This is a genomic window from uncultured Prevotella sp. (assembly GCF_946407605.1).
Taxonomy (GTDB): domain Bacteria; phylum Bacteroidota; class Bacteroidia; order Bacteroidales; family Bacteroidaceae; genus Prevotella.
This window is the reverse complement of record NZ_CAMJOS010000019.1, coordinates 20,481-42,923: the sequence shown is the minus strand read 5'-3', so window position 1 is coordinate 42,923 and position 22,443 is coordinate 20,481. Positions and strand designations below refer to the sequence as shown.

Annotated in this window: 19 protein-coding genes; 14 read left to right on the top strand and 5 right to left on the bottom strand. The window is 49.1% G+C overall.

What is annotated here, in order from left to right; translation table 11 throughout:
• Positions 1-12: 12 nt before the first annotated feature.
• The 3 genes from Q0R57_RS09200 to Q0R57_RS09190 are packed head-to-tail and all read right to left on the bottom strand — an operon-like array spanning position 13 to position 3,711.
• A complete protein-coding gene (locus Q0R57_RS09200) occupies positions 13-2,052 on the bottom strand; it encodes a cytochrome c biogenesis protein CcdA (protein ID WP_294746427.1) in 2,040 nt (679 codons plus the stop codon).
• A 24-nt stretch (positions 2,053-2,076) separates the two neighbouring features.
• Positions 2,077-3,075 (bottom strand): carbohydrate-binding domain-containing protein, encoded by a 999-nt coding sequence (locus Q0R57_RS09195; protein WP_294746422.1) that lies wholly within the window; start codon positions 3,073-3,075, stop codon positions 2,077-2,079.
• A gap of 24 nt (positions 3,076-3,099) precedes the next feature.
• Complete coding sequence (locus Q0R57_RS09190; protein ID WP_294746420.1) at positions 3,100-3,711, bottom strand: hypothetical protein; 612 nt, start codon at positions 3,709-3,711, stop codon at positions 3,100-3,102.
• Between the two features lie 149 nt (positions 3,712-3,860).
• On the opposite strand from Q0R57_RS09190, the gene Q0R57_RS09185 reads away from it, so the two are divergent.
• From Q0R57_RS09185 to Q0R57_RS09170, 4 genes are read left to right on the top strand one after another with little or no spacing between them, the layout of a single operon-like run.
• Positions 3,861-4,841 (top strand): ROK family protein, encoded by a 981-nt coding sequence (locus Q0R57_RS09185; protein ID WP_294746417.1) that lies wholly within the window; start codon positions 3,861-3,863, stop codon positions 4,839-4,841.
• 9 nt (positions 4,842-4,850) lie between these two features.
• A complete protein-coding gene (locus tag Q0R57_RS09180; protein WP_294746414.1) occupies positions 4,851-5,261 on the top strand; it encodes a PaaI family thioesterase in 411 nt (136 codons plus the stop codon).
• Complete coding sequence (locus Q0R57_RS09175) at positions 5,258-6,373, top strand: chorismate-binding protein (protein ID WP_294746412.1); 1,116 nt, start codon at positions 5,258-5,260, stop codon at positions 6,371-6,373. Before Q0R57_RS09180 ends, Q0R57_RS09175 begins: the two co-directional genes overlap by 4 nt.
• Positions 6,349-7,830: a 2-succinyl-5-enolpyruvyl-6-hydroxy-3-cyclohexene-1-carboxylate synthase gene (locus tag Q0R57_RS09170; protein ID WP_294746409.1), complete on the top strand. Its 1,482-nt coding sequence runs from the start codon at positions 6,349-6,351 to the stop codon at positions 7,828-7,830. The genes Q0R57_RS09175 and Q0R57_RS09170 overlap by 25 nt, the downstream gene beginning before the upstream one ends.
• Here the strand turns inward: Q0R57_RS09170 and Q0R57_RS09165 are convergent.
• The gene (locus tag Q0R57_RS09165; protein WP_294746496.1) at positions 7,827-9,515 is read right to left on the bottom strand and encodes a nucleoside kinase; all 1,689 of its coding nucleotides are present in this window, start codon (positions 9,513-9,515) and stop codon (positions 7,827-7,829) included. The genes Q0R57_RS09170 and Q0R57_RS09165 overlap by 4 nt on opposite strands.
• A gap of 78 nt (positions 9,516-9,593) precedes the next feature.
• On the opposite strand from Q0R57_RS09165, the gene menB reads away from it, so the two are divergent.
• From menB to Q0R57_RS09150, 3 genes are read left to right on the top strand one after another with little or no spacing between them, the layout of a single operon-like run.
• Positions 9,594-10,451, top strand: coding sequence for a 1,4-dihydroxy-2-naphthoyl-CoA synthase (gene menB / locus Q0R57_RS09160; protein WP_294746406.1), 858 nt, complete (start codon positions 9,594-9,596; stop codon positions 10,449-10,451).
• The gene (locus Q0R57_RS09155) at positions 10,448-11,467 is read left to right on the top strand and encodes an o-succinylbenzoate synthase (RefSeq protein WP_294746404.1); all 1,020 of its coding nucleotides are present in this window, start codon (positions 10,448-10,450) and stop codon (positions 11,465-11,467) included. Before menB ends, Q0R57_RS09155 begins: the two co-directional genes overlap by 4 nt.
• On the top strand, positions 11,446-12,411 hold the full coding sequence (locus tag Q0R57_RS09150; protein ID WP_294746401.1) for an AMP-binding protein: 966 nt from the start codon (positions 11,446-11,448) through the stop codon (positions 12,409-12,411). Before Q0R57_RS09155 ends, Q0R57_RS09150 begins: the two co-directional genes overlap by 22 nt.
• A gap of 24 nt (positions 12,412-12,435) precedes the next feature.
• Here Q0R57_RS09150 and aroB read toward each other — a convergent pair whose 3' ends face one another.
• Positions 12,436-13,485: a 3-dehydroquinate synthase gene (gene aroB / locus Q0R57_RS09145; protein ID WP_294746398.1), complete on the bottom strand. Its 1,050-nt coding sequence runs from the start codon at positions 13,483-13,485 to the stop codon at positions 12,436-12,438.
• A gap of 105 nt (positions 13,486-13,590) precedes the next feature.
• Here aroB and Q0R57_RS09140 point away from each other — a divergent pair, with 105 nt between their 5' ends.
• The 7 genes from Q0R57_RS09140 (at position 13,591) to Q0R57_RS09110 (ending at position 22,437) form a co-directional block, all read left to right on the top strand.
• On the top strand, positions 13,591-14,283 hold the full coding sequence (locus tag Q0R57_RS09140; RefSeq protein ID WP_294746395.1) for a DUF554 domain-containing protein: 693 nt from the start codon (positions 13,591-13,593) through the stop codon (positions 14,281-14,283).
• 84 nt (positions 14,284-14,367) lie between these two features.
• Positions 14,368-15,072: a translation initiation factor IF-3 gene (gene infC, locus Q0R57_RS09135; protein WP_294746391.1), complete on the top strand. Its 705-nt coding sequence runs from the start codon at positions 14,368-14,370 to the stop codon at positions 15,070-15,072.
• 102 nt (positions 15,073-15,174) lie between these two features.
• Positions 15,175-15,372 carry a 50S ribosomal protein L35 gene (rpmI, locus tag Q0R57_RS09130; protein ID WP_091816336.1) on the top strand — a complete coding sequence of 66 codons (198 nt, stop codon included), beginning with the start codon at positions 15,175-15,177 and terminating at the stop codon, positions 15,370-15,372.
• Positions 15,373-15,408: 36 nt separating this feature from the next.
• Positions 15,409-15,753 carry a 50S ribosomal protein L20 gene (gene rplT, locus Q0R57_RS09125; protein WP_294746378.1) on the top strand — a complete coding sequence of 115 codons (345 nt, stop codon included), beginning with the start codon at positions 15,409-15,411 and terminating at the stop codon, positions 15,751-15,753.
• Between the two features lie 308 nt (positions 15,754-16,061).
• Positions 16,062-19,421: a SusC/RagA family TonB-linked outer membrane protein gene (locus Q0R57_RS09120; protein ID WP_294746375.1), complete on the top strand. Its 3,360-nt coding sequence runs from the start codon at positions 16,062-16,064 to the stop codon at positions 19,419-19,421.
• 42 nt (positions 19,422-19,463) lie between these two features.
• Positions 19,464-21,173: a RagB/SusD family nutrient uptake outer membrane protein gene (locus Q0R57_RS09115; RefSeq protein WP_294746372.1), complete on the top strand. Its 1,710-nt coding sequence runs from the start codon at positions 19,464-19,466 to the stop codon at positions 21,171-21,173.
• A 22-nt stretch (positions 21,174-21,195) separates the two neighbouring features.
• The gene (locus Q0R57_RS09110; protein WP_294746370.1) at positions 21,196-22,437 is read left to right on the top strand and encodes a substrate import-associated zinc metallohydrolase lipoprotein; all 1,242 of its coding nucleotides are present in this window, start codon (positions 21,196-21,198) and stop codon (positions 22,435-22,437) included.
• Positions 22,438-22,443: the final 6 nt, after the last annotated feature.

Here is a 22,443-nt window from a genome sequence, read left to right as displayed (position 1 = left end):
CTTTTTTATTGCTTACTCGTAGCGATTGAGTCCCTCCTTCAGGAACTGTATGTACTCAGGAATATCCTCTTTGTAGGCTCGACTGCCGCAGAGGGGCTTTCCTTCGTTGTCGAGAATCACATAGAAGGGTTGGGCGTTGGCGCCGAACTTATGACTCTGCAGGTAGCTCCACTTGGCGCCAACAGTACGCAGCGTCTTGGTCTCTCCCTGCTGGTCTGTCACCTCGAAAGGCTCTGCCAGCGGTGTCTTATCATCGACATAGAGCGATATCAGCACAAAGTCGTTGGTAATCAGATCGGCCACCTGAGGGTCAGTCCATACGGCAGCCTCCATCTTACGACAGTTCACACAGCCAAAGCCTGTGAAGTCAACGAGGACAGGCTTGCCCTCAGCCTTCGCCACAGCCATTCCCTGCTCGTAGTCTGTGAAACGGGCCTCCACCGTCTTGGTGTTGAGGTTGAAGTCCTGCGTGTTCATAGGAGGAGCAAAGGCACTGACAGCCTTACAAGGTGCGCCCCACAGGCCAGGAACCAGATAGACGGCAAAGGCCAGCGAGACGAGGCCACCCATGATGCAGACCACAGGCATGGGCTTCTGTTCACCATTCTCCACGTCGCTCTGGAACTTCAGCCAACCACAGAGATAGGCTCCTAATAGGGCGAAGATGACAATCCACAACGAGAGGAACACCTCGCGATCGAGCAGGTGCCAGCCGTAAGCCAGGTCGGCTACGGAGAAGAACTTCAGCGCGAAGGCCAGCTCCACAAAGCCTAATACCACCTTGATGGTGTTCATCCACGAACCCGACTTCGGCGCCTGTTTCAACCATGAGGGGAAGAGGGCGAAGAGGGTGAAGGGGAGAGCCAATGCTATGGCGAAGCCCAACATGCCGAGGGCAGGGGCGAGCCAGTTGCCGCTGGTGGTGGTCTCAACGAGGAGCAGACCGATGATGGGTGCTGTACAAGAGAACGACACCAATACCAGCGTGAAAGCCATCAGGAAGATGCTGATGAGTCCGCTGGTGGCTGATGCCTTCGTGTCAACGCTGTTGGCCCAAGAGTCAGGCAGTTTGATTTCGAACCAGCCGAAGAACGACAGGGCGAAGACTACCAGCAGCAGGAACAGGAAGATGTTGAAGACGGCGTTGGTGGACATCGCATTCAGCGTGTCGCTGCCAAAGAGTGCTGTCACACAGAGTCCTAGCGCCAGGTAGATGACGATGATGCTGATGCCATAGGTGAAAGCATCGCGGATGCCTTTGCCCTTATCGCTCTTGGAGCGTTTCAGGAAGAAGCTCACCGTCATGGGGATGATGGGCCAGATGCAGGGCATGCAGACTGCCAGCAAGCCGCCCACGAAACCCATAAGCAGGATGTAGAGCAATGACTGGTTGGCAATATTATCGCTGTCGCCCATAGTTCGCAGCTCGTCGATGACAGGCGTCCAGAGGTCAGTGTCCTCAGGGCCCTGAGGGGCCACGGCGGCAACGGCTACTGTGTCTGCCTGAACGGTGTCGGCTGTGGCAACCTCCTCTGCTACAGCAACTTCCTCCTTGGCCTGTGGCTTCTCTTTCTCCTCAATAGCCTTGTCAGTAGTCAGCTTCACCTCGCCGCTCTTGCGGAAGGTGACCTGTGTTGGCGGCAGACAACTCTCATCGTTGCAGGCACCAAACTCTAGATAGCCGTCAATGTCGTATTGAGGCTGGGTAAAGCGAATCTTCTGACTGAAGGTGGCTGCGTTCTCAAAGAAGCGCAGCTCCATGCCGAACATCGCGTCGAACTTCTTGATTTCTTTGCCCACAGGCTTCAGCTTACCTACCAACTCGGCACCTGTCATCTTCTCAACGGTGAAGGTGGCCTCGATAGGACCGCTGTCGCCTAAGTCGGTGGAGTAAACGTGCCAGCCAGGGTCGATGGTGGCCTTAAACAGAATCTCGGCTTCGTTGCCCTTCAGCATCTTCAGCTCTGAGCTGAAATGCACAGGGTCAGCCATTTGAGCTTGCGCTGCCACCATCAGCAGCAACGCAAGCATAGTAAGGTATAATCTTTTCATGATGTTTATCCCCAAACGAATTTATTATTTGCGGATAATCTTTTTGGCTACGCCGTTTTCAATGATGATGTAAATACATCTGTGCTGAGGAACGGCACTCAGACGACGCCCCTGCAGGTCGTAGATGCCATTGAGCAAGGGGCGCTGTGTGGCGCTGACACTCTGGATGCCGGCATACTGCTTGGTGTCGTCTTTATCAAAGTCCTGCGAACCACCATTATAGTTGATGGTGCCGTCGGCCTTGATGGCTTTGCCACTATAGTTGGCAATGCTGAGGCTGCCTCCCGTCATGTAGAAATTGCCAGAATCCTCGTCCTCATGGCTGGGCATCTGACCCGTAGAGGTGTTTCCGTCAAGCTCTACCTGGATACCATCATCGCCAGTACCGCTGATGCTGACATTGCCGCTCTCCATGAAGAAGTACTCCTTGCAATGGATGCCGTCCTTCACAGTTGCGGTGACGTTGATGTTGCAGTTCTTGATCTCGATATACTCCTTGCTGTAGATGCCGTGCTTGCTGTTGCCTACGACATTGAGGGTACCCTTGCCCTTGAACTTGGTGTGACCCTTGATGTGCAGGGCACCATTACTGTTTTCGTTGGCACCATCAGTCAGCGTGCTGGTCTTATCTTTCTTGATGCTGACAGCAATACGCTTGCCATTTTGGATGTTGACGGCAGCACCGCTGGGGTTGGTCAGGCTGACACCGTTGAGCTCGACAGTACATTTGTACGAGCCTTCCAGATAGAACTCGCCGTCAGACGAAGTGCCGGAGAGATTGTAGATAATCTCTCCGTCTTCGTTGTCGGTAGTCTTGTCCACACCCTCGAAACTGGCATCTTGCACTATGATGACATGCGATGATGTGCCGCTGCTTACGGTGACGTAGCTACTGATATTATTGGCAATGGTCACCGTTGCGCTATTGCCGCTGTAGACAATATTTACGGTATTGTCGTCAATGGCATTGGCAGAGAGCACGCCTGCCATACAGGTCAGGATGCAAAGAAAAAGTTTTCTCATATAATAATAAGGTGTGGGATATGATTAGAGACCCAGTGACTTCAGGGCGTCGCCTGCTGCCTTATTGATTTCCTCGTTAGCTTTCTGGGCAGCTTTGTTCACCTCGTCGTTGGCCTTCTGCTTGGCCTCGTTCACCTGATCGTTAGCCTTCTGCTTGGCAGCGTCAACCTGCTCGTTGACAGCATCTTCCACGGTGGTTACCTGGTTCTGGGCAACCTGCTCCAAACCATTCTGAACGGCCTGAGCTGCGCTGTCGGCAGTAGCTTCGGCATTGTCGAGAATAGACTGGCTGGCAGTCAGCGCGTTGACAATCACGTCAGCAGGTGTGCTGATCAGCTCATCGAGGGCGCTCTCTTCAGCACCAGCGGCAATCAGCTTCTCTTTGCTGTCCTTGATGAACTTCTGAATCTCCTCAAATGCGGTCTTGGCTGCCTCGGGGTCCTTTGCTGCCAGCTCTTCCACTTTCGCCATAGCACTATCCATGGTGCTTTCCATCTCGTCGAGATTACCAGCCTCGAGCTGTGATGTCAACTGCTCAATGAATGGAGCCACTTCACTTGCTTTCTCTGCTTTCTCACTGCACGATGCAAAACCCAATGTCAGAGCTGCAACGGCTACAAAAAATAACTTCTTCATACCTTGTTAGTTTTGTTAAAATGGTTGTAAAAAATCTTATTTGGGCACAAAATTAAGAAATAATTGTTGAATTGAACAAAAAAAAAACAAGAATCCTTTGGTTTTAACAAAATATTTACTATTTTTGCCCAATCTTAGGATTTCATGCTATGATACAAAGTACAATTAAAACAAGAGTCGTAGGAGTTGGTTTGAGCATTGACGAGACCATCTTCGCTATTGTCGACTTACGAGGAAACATCATTGCCAAGGATAGTTTCCCCACTACGGATTTCCCCAATGTGAACGATTTCATCACTTATCTGAGTGAGCGCATCGTAGCCCTTGTTGAGGCTAACGGCGGGTATGAATCTGTCCGTTCGGTAGGTATCAGCTCTCCAAGTGGTAACTTCCGAACTGGATGTATTGAGTATCCACCCAATATGCCGTGGAAGGGTCAGATACCTATGGCTGCTATGCTGCGCGACCGTCTGGGACTGGCTGTGGCGCTGGGCAACGATGCCCACGTCAGGGCGCTGGGCGAGTATGTGTTTGGCAGCGCACACGGTCTTCAGGACTTCCTTTATATCAACCTGGGTCATGGCGTGGGTAGCTGCATCTTTACCAACGGCAAGGCCTATCTGGGCTCCGAGGGTTTCTCGGGTGAGATAGGACATACATGTATCGAGCACAACGGACGTCTTTGCGGCTGTGGCAACAGGGGCTGTCTGGAGGCCTATGCTGGTACGAAGGGCGTGGTGAAAACAGCCACCGATCTGCTTGAGTCCGATTCGCGTCCTTCGCTGATGCGAGGCATGACTGATATGACTCCCAAAGACGTGTTTGAGTGCTGTGAGAAAGGCGACGAACTGGCTATCGAGACCTTCCGTCGTACTGGTCAGATGCTGGGCATAGGCTTGGCCAACTATGCTTCTATCTTGAATCCTGAGGCTGTTATCCTGGCAGGCGGCATAGCCCGTGCAGGCAAGTGGCTCATTGAACCCACGCACGACTCGTTTGAGGAGCATGTGTTCCATAACCTGAAGGGTAAGGTGAAGTTCCTGACATCGAACCTGAACAAAGCAGAGCGCGATGTGCTGGGAGCCAGCGCCTTAGCCTGGAACGTCAAGGAATATTCGCTGTTTATCTGATAAACCATAATGAACGTAGAAAGAATCAAAGACATCATAGATTCAATGCCAAACTTGAGTACCGCCCTCGGGATGGAGTTTATCTCCACACCCGAGGTCGATACTTGTATGGCCCGTATGAAGGTGGACGAACGTAACCGTCAGCCCTTCGGATTCCTCAGTGGTGGTGCCTCGTTGGCATTGGCAGAAAATGTGGCTGGCGTGGGCTCCAGCGCCCTTTGTCCTGGCTGTGCCTGTGTGGGCATCGAGGTCAGCGGCAGTCATGTAAAGGCTGTGGCTGAGGGCGATACGGTGACGGCCTATGCCCGTTTGCTGCATCAGGGATCTACGCTTCATGTTTGGAATGTGGATATCAAGGATACGGCGGGCGACCTGATTTCGAACGTCCGCGTAACCAATTATGTAGTCAAGCAGAAATGACAGGACTGGCACTCTACAGATTGCCCCATGAGCAGCAGGTGACGATGGTGGCGCAGACGGAGGGCGAGCCGCAGGAATTTCTGTCGTGTGAGGCCCTCAACGGACAGACAGGCTTCGTGGTGGCACCCTTTTCCATCAGTCCTGATACGCCCCTCATCCTTATCCGCCCAGATGTCGTAAAGACTTTCAAAACTGTTTCCGATTGTTTCGACGGCAGAAACAGTTTGTTTCCACTGGAGAAACAATTTGTTTCGATTGGGGAAACAACTTGTTTCGATAGGGGAAACACTTTAAGGAAATGCTATGCGTCAGACTTCAGTCGCTTTTTTGAGCATCTGAGGAACGGCAATTTTCGCAAGCTGGTGCTAAGCCGTTGTGCGGAAGAGCCTGCTATTGAGGGTGTTACGCCGATGGAACTCTTCCAAAGGGCCTGTCAGTTATACCCTCGACTGTTTATCTCGCTGGTCTATACCCCTAAGAGCGGCCTGTGGCTCACGGCAACGCCAGAGATTCTACTTGAGGGCGACGGCAGCGAATGGCGCACCATTGCGCTGGCTGGCACCATGAAACTGGAAGGCGACGAGCTGCTGGGCGAGGGTGAGCACATGACTTGGAGCACCAAGAATATTCAGGAGCAGCGCTATGTGGCCACCTATCTGATGGGTTGTTTGGAGCAGCTGGCAAAGAATATCCGCGAGGAGGGGCCGCGAACGGTACGTGCTGCCAACCTGGTGCACCTGCGAAGCGACTTCACTTTCACCTTATTAAATAACGCGCGCGTGGGAGATGTTCTTCAAATGCTGCATCCCACACCTGCCGTCTGTGGTCTGCCCAAGCAGGAGACCTATAGCTTTATCCTCGATAATGAACATACGCCCCGCCTGTATTACAGCGGCTTTATGGGGCCTTTAAACCTATCACCCGTCACCCTTCACCACTCACCGGTTACCCACCTCTACGTATCGCTGCGCTGCATGCAGATAACGTCAGACCGCTATCGTCTTTATGCTGGCGGCGGCTTGTTGAAGGACAGCATTGAGGAGCTGGAGTGGCAGGAGACAGAGGCGAAACTTGAAACAATGCGACAATGTATAGCAATAAAGAGAACGTAAACATACTGACTGCCCTGTTGGTGGCTCACGGCATTCGTCATGCGGTGGTGTGTCCTGGAAGCAGGAATGCGCCTATCGTCCATAATCTGAACGAATGTCCTGATATCAAGTGCTATCCTGTGACTGACGAACGCTCGGCGGCCTTCTATGCCTTGGGAATGACGCAGGCCCTGAATGAACCTGTGGTGGTGTGCGTCACCAGCGGAACAGCCTTGCTCAACCTGGCGCCAGCTGTTGCCGAGGCATACTATCAGCATCGCCCCTTGGTGGTTGTCTCTGCCGATCGTCCTCAGCAATGGATAGACCAGCTCGATGGTCAGACGCTGCCTCAGCCTGATGCCTTAGGACGCTTTGTCCGTAAGGCCGTCTCTCTGCCAGAACCTCACAACGATGAGGAGCGTTGGTACTGCAACCGTCTGGTTAACGAGGCGCTGATAGAGAAGTATGCCCCTGTGCATATCAACGTACCCATCACGGAGCCGCTCTTTGACTTCTCTACGCCAGCATTGCCTGCAGAGCGGAAGATAGAACTGATGCCTGCAGATATCTCCAATGTCACATTGAGTCATGTGTGCAGGATGTTTATGCAGGCCAAGCGACCTATGCTGATTGCGGGACAGCCCATGAATCCGCTGATGGACGAGGCTGTCGTGCAGATTGGCGATGATGAGAGCTATGTGCCCGACTTCGTGCTTTATACAGGTGGCTCTATCGTCAGCAAACATCTGAAGCGTTTCCTGCGGAAGGCAAAGGAGACGTGGGTGGTGAATCGTGAAGGCGACGTGACAGATACGTTTATGAATCTGACGCATATCATTCAGGGCGATGGTGATGTGGTGGCCGATATGGTTCGCTTTAATCTGGAGCAGCAGCCACATCCCTTTGTGCAGAAATGGGAGGCGCTGATTGCCGATGTCCGCAGAAAGGTGGAGACACAAGAGCCTGCTGACTTGCAGGCTGCCGCCGTGAAATACTTTGAGCAGAAACGAGGAAAGGAAATGGTGCATTATGCCAACTCGATGGCCATCCGTTTGGCAAACATCTACTCGAAGACACCTGTCTATTGCAATCGTGGTGTCAATGGCATTGAGGGCTCGCTGTCTACTGCGGCAGGCTTCTCCGTCGTTACTGACGAGAAGGTGTTCTGCGTCATAGGCGACTTGAGCTTCTTCTACGACCAGAATGCCTTGTGGAACCAGAACCTGAGAGGCAACCTGCGCATTCTCCTTTTGAATAATGGTAAGGGTGGCATCTTTGAGAAACTGCCAGGACTGGAAAAGAGTCCGGCTTGCGACAGATTTGTGGCTGCCCAGCACTCGGCAACCGCCGAAGGTATCTGCCAGCAGAACGATATCTACTATCAGCAGGCCACGACAATAGAAGAGATGCAACAGGGTATAGACCTGCTGCTCTCGGAAGAGTTCTCACGTCCAATGGTCTTGGAAGTAATGGCTTAGTATTTGAACGAGGAACCGCCCACAAACTCACGCATAATACTGGTGGGAGGAATCTCTTTGTCGCTGACAGGCAGGAAGAAATGAATGAACTTCAAGAGCCTGTGAGCCTCGGAATATTCTGGACAGTTCCTGGGTACTGAGGCGAGGATAATCTCGGCATGGGTGCGCAACACGGCAAACTCGATGTTGAGAGCTGAGTTGAACATCACGTCTGCTGACTCCTGATAGGGGAATATCCATTGGTCCTCGGCCTCACACACATTCTTCCATTGCGCTATGGTTTGCTGGGCGGTAAAGGCTCCTTTGTTGTAGTCGCGGATGATGCGGCGCAACAAACGGTTGTCGCGAACGGGAATCCAGTTGTGGTCATCCAACGAGATACTGGTCAGCGCCGAGGTGTAGATCTTGTATTTCATGGAATCGGGAATATTCTTCGTCAACAGCGGGTTCAAAGCATGGATACCTTCTATGATAAGTATGGTGTCGCCAGCCAGCTTCAGCTTCTTGCCGTTCCACTCTCGCTTGCCAGTAACGAAGTTATATTCAGGAATCTCCACCCTTTCGCCCTGCATCAGTTTGAGCAGATGGTCCTCCAGCAATGAATACTCCACCGTTTCGATGTTGTCGAAGTCATAGTCGCCGTTGGGTAGCTTTGGCGTGTCCACGCGGTTCACGAAATAATCGTCGGTAGAGAACGAGACGGGGCGCAGGCCGCAGGCCAGCAGCTGTATGGAGAGACGCTTGCAGAAGGTGGTCTTGCCCGATGACGACGGGCCAGTGATGAGCACCAGTCGCACGGGATCCTTCTCGCGATGGAAGCGACGCTCAATCTCTTCTGCTATCTGCACAATCTTCTTTTCCTGCAGGGCCTCCGACACCTGGATGAGTTCGGAGGCATGGCCTCGCATGATGGCTTTGTTGACGTCGCCAGCATTCGACAGGCGCATGATGATATCCCAACGGGTCTTCTCAGCAAACATCTCGTAAGTCTTGGGCTGATCAACTTTCTCTGCCACCTGATTGGGGTTGTTCCAGTCAGGCACCCGCAGCAGCAATCCATCCTCATAGCGCTCTAAGTCCCACACCTTCAGATAGCCAGCACTGGGCACCAGCGGTCCGTAGTAATAGTCGACGGTGTCGCCTAGTGTGTAGTAGTCAGAATATATCTGACCACTGGTCTCCAGCAACTTCACCTTATCCGAGAATCCACGTTCGGCAAACACGCGGATAGCCTCCTCGTTAGTAGCTTCCGTACGTCGGAACGGCATGTCGAGGTCCACAATCTCCTGCATCCGCTGTTTGATTTGCTCCACATCCTTGTCAATAAGCTGACTCCCGTCTTTCTTCTTGAAGTTGCAGTAGTAGCCTCGGCACAGCGAATGTTCGATGAAGAGCTTTGAACCAGGAAAGATATCCTGCGTGGCCTTGTAGAGCACGAAGCTCAGCGAACGGACATAGACACGATGACCGCTACCTGCACGGGCATCAAGAAATTCCACATCACGATTCTGGTAGAGTCGGAATTTCAGTCCCTGAGAGGCGTTGTTGACTTTAGCCGAGATGACAGGATAGGGGAGTTTGATGTCGTCGGCAAACTCCTGATACACATCGAGTAGCGAGGTTCCTTCTGGGAAGCTCTTTGTCACGTTATTGTTCTTACAGCGGATTTGAAGCATGGCGTAGATAATATTTTGTTGCAAAGATAGTAAATAATTCTCAAATAATTCGTAACTTTGCCGCATAATTTAAAAACAAACAGAGAAATGGCACAAAGAGAATGGAAAGAGATTAGAAAATTCGAGGAGATTCTCTTCGAAGAGTATAACGGTATCGCAAAGATTACCATTAACCGTCCCAGATATCGCAATGCGTTTACCCCCAAGACCACGCTGGAACTGAGCCAGGCTTTCGCACAGTGTCGTGAGTTGCAGCGCATCCGTGTGGTGTTGCTGACAGGAGCCATGAGTGAGGTGCCTGAGGGCAAGAGCCTTGCAGACGTAAAACATGCCTTCTGTAGTGGTGGCGATATGCATGTGAAGGGTCGTGGTGGTTATATTGATGATGAGGGTGTGCCCCGCCTCTCAGTACTCGACGTGCAGATGCAGATTCGTCGTCTGCCTAAGCCTGTCATTGCAATGGTGAATGGCTATGCCATCGGTGGCGGTCATGTGTTGCATCTAGTGTGCGACCTGACTATTGCTTCGGAGAATGCCATCTTCGGACAGACAGGACCTAAGGTGGGTTCTTTCGATGCTGGTTTCGGTTCTTCCTATCTGGCTCGTATCGTGGGACAGAAGAAAGCCCGCGAGATATGGTTTATGTGCAGACAGTATTCGGCAAAGGAGGCTGAGGAGATGGGTATGGTGAATAAGGTAGTGCCTATTGACCAACTGGAAGACGAATGTGTGAGCTGGGCCGAGACGATGATGGAGCGTTCGCCCATAGCCCTGCGAATGATTAAGGCAGGACTGAATGCCGAACTCGACGGTCAGGCAGGTATCCAGCAGTTGGCAGGCGACTGCACCATGTTGTATTACTTCCTCGACGAGGCACAGGAGGGCGGCAAGGCATTCCTCGAGAAGCGTAAGCCCAACTTTGACCAATATCCCCAGATTCCATGAAGATAGATATTGAGGAGCGGGTGCTCCATTTCAAGCAGCCAGCGGGTACCAGTCGCGGGGTATATACGGAGCGGCGTATCTGGTTGGTTCATGTGTCCGATGGTATGACCGTTGGAGTGGGGGAATGTGCCCCATTGTTGGACCTGAGTTGCGACGCTTTGGAGCCCCATATATATAATAAGGTGTTACGGGGCTTCTGTGACCAGGTTGAAGAAACTGGTGAGATACCCTATGAGGCGATGCGTGACTATCCCTCGATGCTCTTCGGACTGGAGACAGCACTTATTAGTTTCAACTTTCAACTTTTTGATACGCCTTTTGCTCGTGGTGAACAGGGCATACCTATCAACGGCTTGGTGTGGATGGGCTCTTACGAGGAGATGCTACAACGCATGGAGGATAAACTGAAGCAGGGCTTCCGCTGTGTGAAACTGAAGGTGGGCGCCATTGACTTCGATAAGGAGTTTGACTTGGTGAAGCGCATTCGTGAACGGTTCTCGCATCATGAGGTGGAACTGCGCCTGGATGCCAATGGTGGCTTCTCGCCTGACGAGGCACTTTATAAACTGGAGCTGTTGTCACAGTATGTCATTCACAGCATAGAACAGCCCATCCGTCAGAAGCAATGGGCAAAGATGGCAGAGCTCTGTCGTGACTCTCCATTACCTATCGCCCTCGACGAGGAGCTTATCGGCGTGAACGACCCAGAGACGAAACGGCAGATGCTGCATATCATCAAACCTGCCTATATCGTGTTGAAACCATCGTTGCATGGTGGCATGATGGGCTGCAGGGAGTGGATAGACATAGCTCGTGAAGAGGGTATCGGTTCGTGGATTACCTCTGCCCTGGAGAGCAACATCGGCCTGAATGCTATCGCTCAGTTCTGCAGTTCCGTATATGGTGATTCTATCACTTTTCCACAAGGTCTTGGCACAGGACAGCTCTTTACGGACAATATCCCGATGCCACTGGAAATCAGAGGAGACAAGCTATGGATCTCGAAGCATTCCTAAAAGAATGGCATAACGACAGTCCCACCGTATTGGTGCATACCAGCGGGTCGACAGGTAAGCCCAAGCCCATGCTGGTAGAGAAACGGCGCATGGAGGCTTCGGCCCGTATCACCTGTGGCTTCCTTGGATTGAAGGCAGGCGACAGCGCTTTGCTTTGTATGTCGCTTGACTATATTGCAGGTAAGATGATGGTGGTGAGGGCTCAGACCTGTGGTCTGCGGCTCATTACTGTCGCTCCCAGCGGACATCCTCTGGAAACGGTAGCTGAGCCAGTCGATTTTGCGGCGATGGTACCGATGCAGGTTTATAACTCCCTGCAAGTACCTGAGGAACGGGAACGGCTGAAAGCTATTAAGCATCTTATTATTGGTGGCGGTGCCATCGATGAGTCGATGGCTCAGGAGCTGAAGACCTTCCCCAATGCAGTCTGGAGTACTTACGGAATGACGGAGACGCTTTCTCATATTGCTCTTCGCCGTCTCAGTGGGCCTGAGACCAGCGAGTGGTATGTGCCTTTTGAGGGCGTAAGTTTGTCGTCGACGGATGAGGGTTGTCTGGTGATTGATGCTCCCGCTGTGCATGACGGACCGCTTATCACCAACGATATTGCTGAGCTCTCCGATAAGGGCTTCCGTATCTTAGGCCGCAAAGACAATGTCATCTGTTCTGGCGGCATCAAGATTCAGATGGAGGAGGTGGAACGGTTGCTGCACCCGTATCTGACGGTGCCTTTTATGATTTCAAAACGACCAGATGAGAAATTCGGAGAACAAGTGGTCTTGCTCACCGAGTCGATGGATATTGAAGATGTTAAAAGTGTCTGTCAACGTGTGCTGCCCAAGTACTGGCAACCGCGTTGCTATTTGCATGTTGACGCCTTACCCATGACGGAGACAGGTAAGCCTGCCCGATATCAAGCGCAGCAATTATGCATGAACCATTGATATAGCTCTTTCGATAGTGTTGATTTAGCCCTCGCGATAGAAGTCCAAAGCTTCTTCTATCTCTTCTTTTGTGGCTGTCTGATTGATGCGGATATCACCAATGCCACCCAACAACGTGAAGTTGATATCGCTACCAGTATTTTTCTTGTCGTGAGTCATCAGCTCCAGCAGGGCAGGGTAGTCGTCGCAGGTGATGGACATCCTGCCATAATGCTCAAAGATGAAACGGGTCATCTGTCGCATCTTGTCAACAGGGAAGCCGGTCTTCGCTACACTCAAATAGAGTTCGCAAACCAACCCCCAAGCTACAGCATAACCATGAAGTACGGGTTTGCGTTGCAAGGCCAGCGACTCGAAGGCGTGACCTACGGTGTGTCCAAGGTTCAGGGCTTTGCGGATACCTTTCTCTGTGGGGTCTTCGGTGACGATGCGCTCCTTCACTTGTACGCTCTTGGCTACTAGATCCCCTAATTCTTTGAGGTCGGGTTTTTCGATGTCGAAGTTCATCAACTCGGCCCAATGCTCTTCTGTTGAGATAAGCCCATGCTTCTGCATCTCGGCATAACCCGAAAGGATGTTCTCTTCGTCGAGCGTCTGAAGGAATATGGTGTCGAGGATGACGCAACTGGCGTTGTTGAAGACACCAATCTCATTCTTCAGTCCTCCGAAGTTGATACCTGTCTTGCCACCTACAGAAGCGTCAACCATTGAGAGTAGGGTGGTGGGGATGTTGATAAAGGAGATGCCTCGCTTGAAAGTCGATGCAGCAAAACCGCCCAGGTCAGTCACCATGCCACCGCCCAGATTAATTAATAAGGAGTGACGTGTGGCACCCATGCGTTGCAGCTCGTTCCATACATGACTGATAGACTCTAAATCCTTGTGTGTGTCGCCGGCTTTGATAGTGATGGTTCTTGCTCCCTGCAGACAGGCATAGCTGCTAACCACAGGCAGACACAGCCGAAGGGTTGTCTCGTCGGTGAGTATGAAGGTATGATTAGCCTTGCATGCCGCAATTTCCTCACTGAGAATCTGTTCCAGTTGGTTGCTGATAATGACTTTTTGCTTCTCCATATTTAGTGTAAGTCTGATTTTTCCTGTGCAAAATTACTAAAAAACATGAGAATAACGAGGGTTTTTGATGTTTTTTCGTAACTTTGCACGCAAATTCGTTACAAAATGATAGGAACTATTGTCAATACAGCAGCTATCATCGTTGGTACTGTCGTAGGGTCGCTACTGAGTAGGGGCATTAAAGAGAAATATAAAATAGGTCTCTATGACGCCCTTGGACTGGCATCACTGGCCATTGGCCTGAATGCCACCATTACCCATTTGCCCAAGAGTCAGTATCCTGTGCTTTTCATTGTGGCGCTGGCCATCGGCAGCGTGGTGGGCACGAAGCTTGATATTGACGGACGTTTCCATCGTCTCATAGAGAAACGCTCGAAAAACAATAATGGTCGTAGCCTGGCTGACGGTCTGGCTACAGCTATCCTGCTCTATTGCATTGGACCGCTGTCGATGCTGGGACCTGTCATCTCGGCTTTGAAAGGCGATCATACTTTTCTCTATACGAATGCCACACTTGACTTTGTGTCATCTACCATTTTTGCCTCTACCTATGGATTCGGCATGATTCTGGCAGCACCCGTGCTGTTCCTCTGGCAGGGATTCTTCTATGTTACTGCCCAGATATCGAGTCAGGCAGTGAGCGATGCTCTCATGGCAGAGTTGTTGATTGTGGGCGGTCTGATGATTACGGGTAGTGGTTTGGCACTCCTTAACCTGAAGGACTGCAAGACGCTCAATCTTCTGCCCGCCCTCCTGGTGCCTGTCCTCTGGTTTCTGTTTAAAGGTCTCTTTTTCTGAATGATACTTAAAAAAGTGGTGGAAAAATTTTGCTAATTCACTGAATTGTTGTACCTTTGCAGCCGATTTGCGTAAAATAGCTTGATGAAGACAGACAAAAAACAGAATCAATACCGCGTAAACGAACAGATTCGTGTACGAGAGGTCCGTATTGTAGGCGAGAGCGGATCGTCGGTGATGCCTACGAAAGAAGCACTGGATATGGCCCGCCAGCAAGGTGTAGACCTGGTGGAGATTTCTCCCAATGCCAATCCTCCTGTGTGTCGTCTCATCGACTATTCCAAATTCCTCTATCAGCAGAAGAAGCGTGCTAAGGAGATGAAAGCCAAGCAGGTGAAAGTAGAGGTTAAGGAAATACGTTTCGGACCTCAGACCGATGAACATGACTATCAGTTCAAACTGAAGCACGCTAAAGAATTCCTGGAAGAAGGTAATAAGGTTCGTGCATATGTGTTCTTCCGTGGTCGAAGCATTCTGTTCAAGGAACAAGGCGAGGTGCTGTTGCTGCGATTCGCCAACGATCTTGAAGAGGTGGGTAAGGTAGAGTCGATGCCCAGCTTGGAAGGTAAGAAGATGTTCCTTTATCTCGCTCCTAAAAAGGCTGGTGTGGCCAAGAAGAGTCAGCAGGCTCGTGACCGTGAGGCTAATGAGGCAGAACTCAAAGAACAGAAGCATCAGGCAGCAGTCAGCGATATTGATGTAGAGACTCCCGCTAACGGCGGTCTTTTTGCCAACGCAAAGATTAGTGCAGATGCACTGAAGAAGTTGACAGAGACAGAGGATGAGTAAATCTCAAACCTCAAATCTCAAACCTTAAAAGAAAGAAAGGGTGGCGCGCCCGGTATATGCGTAGCTGCCGATTATTAATAACAATTTTAAAATTTAAAAACAATGCCAAAAGTAAAGACAAATTCCGGTGCTAAGAAGAGATTCTCATTCACCGGTACAGGTAAGGTTAAGAGACATCACGCTTACCACAGCCACATTCTGACAAAGAAGACCAAGAAGCAGAAGCGTAACTTGGTAGGTTCAACAATCGTTGATCAGACCAACATGAAGCAGGTTCGCGACCTGTTGTGTCTCCGTTAATTATCCCTATTGTCTAACAGTTAAAGTACAGAAATTATGCCAAGATCAGTAAATCACGTTGCATCAAGAGCAAAGCGTAAGAGCATCCTGAAACTTACACGCGGTTACTTTGGAGCCCGCAAGAATGTTTGGACAGTAGCGAAGAATACCTGGGAGAAAGGTCTCACCTATGCTTATCGCGATCGTCGTAACAAGAAGCGCAACTTCCGCGCTCTGTGGATCCAGCGTATCAACGCTGCCGCTCGTCTTGAAGGTATGAGCTACTCTAAGCTCATGGGCGCTCTTTCAAAGGCTGGTATCGAGATTAACCGTAAGGTGCTCGCCGACCTCGCCCTCAACAACCCCGAGGCATTCAAGGCTATCGTTGAAAAGGTTAAGTAAACAAGATTTTACTAAGGAAATGAATGGGTCGTCAGAAATGATGGCCCATTCTTTTTTGCGTAAGACAGATTGACGTAAAAAGTGTTGCTTTTATGAAATATTATCGCTTTTACGTTGATAAAAGTAAAAAAAATACGTTTTAAATACGTTTTTGGTAAAAAAATAGTTGATAATAGAAAAAAAAGTATTAATTTTGCAGGTCGAAATTTAACAGGGTATAGAAATGTCGTAAATAGACAGACCATAAACTGTGAGAATGAACGAAAGTAATATAAAAAAATTAGATTGAAAAGAATTAGGAAAACTTTATGGAGAAAAGACTAACAGCATTCTTGGTTGGGTTGTTGCTCTCAGTAGGAGTGGCAATGGCACAAAACAAGATTACGGGAACAGTTATCTCGCAAGATGATGGTGAGCCGATTATCGGTGCTACTATCAAGGTGGCTGGTAGTTCGCAGGGTGTGACCACCAATGTGGACGGTAAATTCACCATTACGGTACCAGCGGGTAAAAAACTGGAATTCAGTTATATTGGTTATAAGACCCAGCGCCTAACGCCGAAGAACGGCATGAAAGTGACCATGGAGTCTGATTCCAAAATGATTGAAGAAGTGGTGGTGACTGGTGTGGTTAAGCAGGATAAACGTATGTTTACCGGTTCAGCCACGAAGATTGACGCCGAAAAAGCAAAACTTTCAGGTATGGCTGACGTGAGCCGTTCACTTGAAGGTCGTGTGGCTGGTGTGCAGGTGACTAACGTTTCTGGTACGTTTGGTGCCTCACCAAAGATTCGTGTTCGTGGTGCCACTTCAATTTATGGTAACTCAAAGCCTTTGTGGGTTATTGACGGCGTTATTTATGAAGACAACGTTGATGTGTCGGCTGACGAACTGGCCTCTGGTGATGCTAAGACGCTGATCTCGAGTGCTGTAGCTGGTCTTAACTCTGACGATATCGAGTCGTTCACCGTGCTGAAGGATGGTAGCGCTACCTCTATTTATGGTGCTCGCGCCATGGCTGGTGTGATTGTTATTACTACCAAGAAAGGTGGTAAAGGTCGTGCTTCTGTGAATTATACCGGTGAGTTTACAACTCGTCTGAAACCCAGCTATCGTGATTATAACATCATGAACTCTCAGGAGATTATGGGTGTTTATAAGGAGATGGCTGATAAGGGTTGGCTTTCTCTGGAGAATCTGGTGAATTCGCAGAATACTGGTATCTATGGTTATATGTATCAGCAACTGCGTAACTATGATGCCACAACAGGAACCTTTGGTCTTGAGAATACTGAGGCAGCCCGCAATGCTTATCTGCAGGAGGCTGAGTTCCGTAATACAGACTGGTTTGATCTGTTGTTCTCAAATAGTGTTCAGCAGAACCATTCAGTTAGCATCTCGGGTGGTACAGACCGTTCGTCAAGCTATTTCTCAATGTCGTTGATGAATGACCCGGGACAGTATGTCAGTGCTTCAAAGGTACAGCGCTATACTTTTAACGGTAACACGTCGTATGACATTTTGAAGAACCTGACTGCACGTCTGGCTGCTCAGGGCTCGTTCCGTAATCAGGAGGCTCCTGGTTCTTTGAATCAGAGTGTCGACGTGGTGACTGGTGAGGTGAAGCGTGATTTCGATATCAACCCGTTCAGCTTCGCTATGAATACCAGCCGCTGTCTGGATCCCAATATCAGTTATACACGTTTCTATTCTCCTTTCAACATTTTCAATGAACTCGAGAATAACTACAATGATATTGACGTTCATGAGTTGATGTTCCGTGCAGAGTTGGAGTACAAGCCCATTAAGACTGTAACGCTTTCTGGTTTGGTTTCTACTCGTTTGTCGCAGACCCGTCGTCAGCATAATGTGATGGATAACTCAAATCAGGCCAATGCATACCGTGCTGGTGTTGATGCCCAGGACGACAACTCTACAATTCGTTATAGTAACCCCTTGCTTTATACTGACCCCGATAATGAGCTGGCTCTTCCTGAGTCTGTGCTGCCTGAGGGTGGTATCAAGTACCAGTACGACGATAAGATGCGTTCGAACAACTACCGTTTCATGGCAGAGTATCGTGATGTTTACAACGATGTTCATGTGGTGAATGCACTTATTGGTACGGAGCTCTCTACCGTTCGTCGTACAGCTACCACTTGGACAGGATGGGGCTATCAATATAATAATGGTGGTATCGTCTATACCCCCTATCTCTGGCTGAAGCAGCGTAATGAGGAGAATACTGACTATTTCAGTGAGTCATTCACTCAGACCAATACCTTGGCTTATTATACACAGGCTGTATATAGTTTTGACCAGCGTTATACCATCAACGGAACATTCCGATACGAGGGTACCAACCGTCTGGGTAAGAGCCGTAGTAGCCGTTGGCTGCCTACATGGAACATTTCGGGTAGCTATGATATGTACAATGAGAAGTTCATGGAGAACTTCCATTCATGGCTGTCACAGTTGAAGTTACGTGTGTCATACTCTCTGACTGCTGATACGGGCCCCTCTTATGTGACCAATGCTATGGCCATCTATAAGACCAAGAATACATGGCGTCCGTTTACTTCTGCTGCTGAGTCACAGATTTATATCGCAGACCTTTCAAATACGGAGTTGACTTATGAAAAGAAGCACGAGTTCAATGTTGGTGTTGACTTTGGTTTCCTCCGTGACCGTATTGCCGTGAACTTCGATGCATATTGGCGTAATAACTATGATCTGATTGGTGCCGTCTTTACACAGGGTGCTGGTGGTCAGATTCAGAAGATGGCTAATGTGGCTGATATGCGCTCACGCGGTATAGAGTTAGGAATATCTACCGTAAATATTCAGAATAGCCAGTTTAAGTGGACTTCTGACTTCGTATATTCGTTTGCAAAGAATGAAATTACCTCACTGGAGACCTCAAGCCGTGCCATCGACCTCGTCAGCGGTCAGGGTTATGCGCTCGAAGGTTATCCCGTTCGTTCGCTGTTTAGTTACAAGTTTGGTGGCTTGAACAGTGAGGGTCTGCCTCAGGTATATAATGAGAAGGGTGAACTGACTGTTGGTGACGTGAATTTCCAAGAGACATCAAATCTCACAGACTACCTTGTCTACGAAGGTCCGTCAGACCCCACTTGGTATGGTTCGTTCAATAACTCGTTTACCTATACATTTAATAAAGCAGGTAAACTGAACCTCGATGTGTTTATTACCTATTCTGGTGGTAATAAGGTTCGTCTTGATCCAGTATTCTCTTATGGTTACAGTGATCTGTCGGCACTGCCTCGTGAGTTCAAGAACCGCTGGATGGTTTCAGGTGATGAAGCTTTGACAGATATTCCTGTTATAGCCTCTCGCAACCAACTGGACCGTTATGGTTCTACTGCACTTCGCACGGCCTATAACTCTTACAACTATTCTACAGCACGTATTGCCAAGGGCGATTTCATTCGTCTGAAAGAGGTTGCTCTTACCTATTCCTTCCCGAAGGAGCTGCTTGGCAAGACCAAACTGCTGAATACGGCATCTGTTAAGCTGGCCGCCACCAACCTATGTCTGCTCTATGCTGACAAGAAGTTGAATGGACAGGATCCTGAGTTCATTAATTCTGGTGGTGTGGCATCTCCTATTACCAAGCAATTCACTGCTACTGTGCGTCTTGGGTTCTAAATGTTATTATGTAACAATGTAAAAATGAAAACATTGAAAGCAATGAAGAATATAAAAGATATAAAGACATTCTTGCTGGCAGGTCTCGTATGCTTCGGTATGTCGGCTGCCCTGACTTCTTGTGAGAGCGAGTTGGACGAGGTGCCTGATAACCGTACAGAGATAGATACCCCCGAGAAAGTACAGCTGTTGCTTGTGTCGGGCTATCCTCAGGCAGTACCTGCCGTTATTTGCGAACTCTTCGGCGACAACTATGTTGACAACAACGTGGTGAAGCCTGGTATTCACCGTTCACCATATAGTGACTTCCATGCTGAGGCTTACGCTTGGGAGGATATTACCAACTATAGCGCAGGTGAAGACGATACTCCCTATCAGACTTGGGAACAGTACTATCAGGGTATTGCAGTAGCTAACCACGCTATTGCTGCCATGAAGGAAATGAGCGATGATCCTGCAAAAGACCCTGAACTGTCTCATTCCTGGGGTGAGGCTCATGTGTTGCGTGCTTACCTTCATTTCGTGTTGGTCAATGTCTTTGCAGAATGTTATAAAGATGATACACAGAGTGATGCCGATTGGGGTATTCCCTATGTTACAGAGCCTGAACAGACGGTGAATGTAAACTATGGTGACACCATATCTCGTGAATATCTTCATAGCGTTAAGAAGACTTATGACCTCATTGAGCAAGACCTGTTAGAGGGTATCGACCTCATTGACGACTCTAAGTATAAGGTGCCTGCTTACCACTTTAATAAGAATGCTGCTAATGCTTTTGCTGCACGTTTCTATCTCTATAAGCGTGATTACGATAGTGTTATCAAGTATGCAAATGCAGCTTTGGGTGGCACTGCATCAACCATGTTACGTAAGTGGGGTTCTATCAGCACGAACACCATTGATGCCATGCTGAATTCTTTCAACGATGAGACTGCTCCCTGTAATTTCTTGTTGCAGAGCACCTACTCATTGCAGGACCGCTTGCTCTCTGCCATCCGCTTCGTTTGCAATGATGGTAATATTTCCATGGGTGTGAAGTCTTCAAAGAATGCTGTATATGGTGGTGGTCCTAACTGGAGCAACCGTCTGCCTGCCTACGATGGTAAGATCTATCGCTATGGCGAGAATGACGATGGTTCTTGGTTGTTCCGCGTTTATGAGTATTTTGAGTACAGTGATAAGATTGCAGGTATCGGTTGGGTACATATCATTTATCAGCCCTTTACTGCTGAAGAGACATTGCTCTGCCGTGCTGAGGCATATCTTTATAAAGGTGAGACAGAAAAGGCAAGACAGGATCTGGAGACCTGGACACAGTCGAAACAGGTTGATGCCCCGTTGACAATGGCTGATATCACAAAATTCTATGATAGCAGCAAGACGAAGACTCAGATTGCCAAGGATGATTATATCTCTGAGTTGCATCCTGCTGAGATGAGTCCTGAGTTCAAGGTGTTGACTGGTGCTGACCTTTCTATGCTGTACTGCATTCTGCACTTCCGTCGCATCGAGACCATGTTCGAGGGTCTGCGCTGGTTCGACATCAAGCGTTATGGTATTCTTGTTCGCCACGTTTATCGTGGTCCTACAGATGCCAGCAGCACTGTTGATGAGCTGGAGTGGAATGACCCACGTCGTGTGCTGCAGATTCCGAGGAATGTTATCAATGCAGGTTATCCTAGCACAGACCGTGCTACACAGACTAACCAGAGCAATCCTCTGACTCAGAAGCCCCAATTAGTACAATAATCAACTTAAAGGCATATAAGAGATGAAAAAATTACTATATATGATGAGTGCAATGGCCATTCTGCTGGCTGTTACCTCTTGTGGCAAGGATGACGACTTTACGGAGTCTATCTATGATACGACAGTACAAGCCGTTGACACCAATGCTGCCACCTATGATTTTGACAAGTGGCTGTATGATAACTTTACGAAGCCCTATAACGTAGAGGTTCAGTATAAGTTCAATCTGCCCGCCTCTGACTACAGTTTCCAGTTGGCACCTGCCAGCTACGAGAAATCGCAGTTGTTGGCTTATTTCATCAAGTACCTCTTCTATGATGTATATATCAAGTATGCTGGTGAGGGCTTTATGAAACAGTATGGTCCCCGTATCTTCCATTTTATCGGATCTTCCGGCTACAGTCCCAATACTGGTACTGAGGTGCTTGGTCTGGCATCGGGTGGTGTAAAGATTACGCTTTACAATCTCAATGAGATGAAGGCTTATACTCCTGGTGTTTCCTATAGTGCAACAGATATTGATGTGCTTAACGAGAAGTATTTCCACACCATGCACCATGAGTTCTCTCACATCATGCACCAGACGAAGTCTTATCCTGTAACGTTTGGACAGGTGACTTCTGGCAGTTACGACCCCATCGACTGGCATGAGCGCGACTCTGTTGAGTCTCATCGTCTGGGTTTTGTGACTCACTATGCTTCTTCTGCCAACTACGAGGATTTCGTTGAGACGTTGTCGTGTATCATTACAGATACTGACTATCGATGGATGATGCGTATTATCAATGCCTGTGCTCCTGGTTGGCGCGCTGATGATAAGAATGACGTCATCAAACTCATCAACGATCTTGGTATCGATATGAACAAGGCTGGTGCTCATTGGAATAACTTCAAGCTCTACAAAGAGAGTGAGTATAACAGTGAGACTGATACTTATGAGGAAGATGGTCGTATCGTCCTGGATGTTCACCAGAGTAAAGAAGAGGTGATCAATAAGGACTATACAGCCTATGTATCCAAATATAAGTATACTGAGTTGAAGCGTTTCAACAGCTTCAATGATTTCCTTGACTGGGTTCCTGTTAAAGGTGATGACTCTCTGGCTGGTATCAATGCTATGTTGAAGAAGATCTCTATTGCCACTGCCTGGCATAAGGAGCGTTGGGGACTTGACACTTTTGTCCTGCGTAAGGAAGTAAGCGAACGTCAGGACAATCTGGATAATTTCCTGAAGGACGAGGTTACTATTTTCCCGCTGAGATAAGAACAT